Genomic DNA, 2,468 nt, shown 5'->3' on the forward strand with positions numbered 1-2,468 from the left:
ATTTTTTACAAGAGTTAGAGCGCCGGAAAAAGGTTCGCGGCCAGTTCAGCTCGGACTGGAGCAAACATCATCACCAGAGCGGCACGCTTGGGCAAAGCACCCGAGCAATATCATACCCGCTATTAATAGAGGTCAATGGGATCTTGTCAAAAAGTTAGATGAGGAATACCGAAATAATAAGAAAAACGCGTATCAATGGAATCCTGAGAGGCTTCTGCAGGTTGGAGTCGATGCGTCGATATTATTGCCTAATAAAATAACCAAAGATACGGCTGACGAGCTAGTCAATGATTTCAATAGATTTGTAATCCATCGATGGGCACCTGATATCTCAGGACAAACCGACGGAACTGATATAGAATTCGAAGATGAAGACTGATCTGGAAAAAGCTGAGGGGCAACGCACCCGCGCGCAAGCAATGCGGGCCATAATCAATACAGACGTACTGCCTCTCTATTGGCACCCTAGGCTAAACCAACCTCCTGCACCCCTTGTAGCCGACAATCTGCCGGACAAGGTCGCGGGCATGCTGCTCGGCTTGGCCATTGGGGACGCCTTAGGCAATACCAGCGAATCCCTGCTGCCCGGCGAACGGCGTCGCCGTCATGGCTGGATCACCGACTATCTGCCCAATTGGTACGCGGAAAACCGCCCGGTGGGACTCCCGTCGGACGATACCCAACTGGCCTTCTGGACGCTCGAGCACCTGCTCAAGCAGGGCGCCTTGGACCCGCCGGCGCTCGGGCGCCTGTTCGCCAGTCGGCAGATTTTCGGTCTTGGCCAATCGGTGCGCCAATTCCTGAGAGCCTTCAAGGCTGGCACCGACTGGACTCAGGTTGGAGCACGCTCGGCCGGTAATGGCGCGCTAATGCGCATTGCCCCCATTCTGCTTCCTCACCTCCGCAACCCCAGCGCCGACCTGTGGGCCGATACCCTGCTCGCGGCGCACCTAACCCATCGTGATGCCCTGTCCAATAGCGCCTGCCTGGCCTTTGTCGATCTGCTTTGGCAGTGGCTGGCGGCTCAACAACCACCGGATACGCAGGTCTGGCTGGATCGCTTCACGGCATTTTGCGCCGACGTCGATCCCGGCGTGAGTTATGCCCCGCGCGCTGGGCATCCGCCGAATTTCAACGGCAGCCTGCCCGAATTGATTGAGCAGTATCTGCATCCAGCCCTAGAACGCGGCCTATCCGTGACCGAGGCGGGCGAGATCTGGCACTCAGGCGCTTATCTGCTCGAGACGCTGCCCTGCGTGCTATTCATTCTGGCGCGCTACCAAGATGATCCCGAACAGGCCATCCTCGCTGCCGTCAATGAAACCAAGGACAACGACACCATCGCCGCCATCGTTGGCGCAGCTGTCGGCGCCCTGCATGGCCGCTCCGGATTGCCGGACCGCTGGATTGATGGACTGCTCGGTCGCACCCAGGCAGACGATGATGGTCGGGTGTTTGAATTGATCGAGCAGGCGATCAATCAGTTTGTCGGTCTAGCAAAAGGATGCGACTGAAGGACAGTCTCTGGCGATAGTGTCCCTTATCACTGTTGCCCACCGCGACGATGCGACTGGATTCAGCGGTCTGACGACCCTAGAAGAGATCGAGCAGCTACCCAAGCCGATCGCCGGCGGAAGCCTGGGAACCTTGTCAATCAAGGGGTGGTTGGAAGCGACCCTCAAATAAGAGTCTGGCGAATGAACATCTCGTTTTCCATCAATGACGATATCCCGTTGGCAATCAACGAAAACGCCAGCGATTTTGCGCGTGATCTGCGGTTTTTCGCCGCGCTCGCCTGGTACCGAAAGAATAAACTGTCCCTAGGAAAGGCAGCAGAACTCGCGGGTTGCGACAAACTCGATTTCATTGTCCGAATGCAACTGGAGCAGGAGCCGATCTTTGATTATGGCGAAGACGAATTGGAATCAATCTTCAGCGACGCGGCGAAGCTGTGATGAAGGTCGTGGTGAATACCACGCCGTTGATTTCGTTAGCCTGTGTGGGGCGGCTCGATCTATTTGAGCAGCTCTTTGGCGGCATCATCCTGGCCGAAGCAGTGTATCGGGAAATCAAGGCCAAACCGGGCTACGGTTACGCCGAGATCGACCAACCCTGGATCGAGATTCGCCCTATTGCCGGCGAGTTATACCGCTCGTTCCTGCTGACTCAGCTCGATGCCGGAGAAGCCGAAACCATCATTCTGGCACGGGAAATCGCGGCCGATGTGGTTGTCATCGACGAAAACCGCGGCTATCGGTTGGCCCATCAGGCGGGATTACCCGTCGTGCGTACTCTGTCGTTGTTGTTGAGCGCCAAGGACAAGGGGTATATCAAGGAGATCAAACCGATCCTGGAAGCAATGGTGGCTCGTGGACGTTGGTACTCGGCCTCCGTCTGCCGAGTCCTGCTTGTCCAAGCGGGGGAAATCCACGCACAGTGACCCTCAGCCGGTCGCCGTGCGAATCCAG

4 protein-coding genes are annotated in these 2,468 nt (G+C 56.6%); all 4 read left to right on the top strand.

Annotated features, from left to right (window positions below):
• The coding region (locus tag VBE63_RS27365) for a hypothetical protein (RefSeq protein WP_323686152.1) at positions 1-379 on the top strand (379 nt) is incomplete at its 5' end.
• A gap of 148 nt (positions 380-527) precedes the next feature.
• Entirely contained in the window at positions 528-1,514 is a 987-nt protein-coding gene (locus VBE63_RS27370; RefSeq protein ID WP_323686153.1) for an ADP-ribosylglycohydrolase family protein, read from the top strand.
• A 183-nt stretch (positions 1,515-1,697) separates the two neighbouring features.
• The gene (locus tag VBE63_RS27375) at positions 1,698-1,955 is read left to right on the top strand and encodes a UPF0175 family protein (RefSeq protein WP_323686154.1); all 258 of its coding nucleotides are present in this window, start codon (positions 1,698-1,700) and stop codon (positions 1,953-1,955) included.
• On the top strand, positions 1,955-2,440 hold the full coding sequence (locus VBE63_RS27380) for a DUF3368 domain-containing protein (protein WP_323686155.1): 486 nt from the start codon (positions 1,955-1,957) through the stop codon (positions 2,438-2,440). The genes VBE63_RS27375 and VBE63_RS27380 overlap by 1 nt, the downstream gene beginning before the upstream one ends.
• Positions 2,441-2,468: the final 28 nt, after the last annotated feature.

Source organism: Lamprobacter sp. (genome assembly GCF_034860625.1).
Classification (GTDB): domain Bacteria; phylum Pseudomonadota; class Gammaproteobacteria; order Chromatiales; family Chromatiaceae; genus Lamprobacter.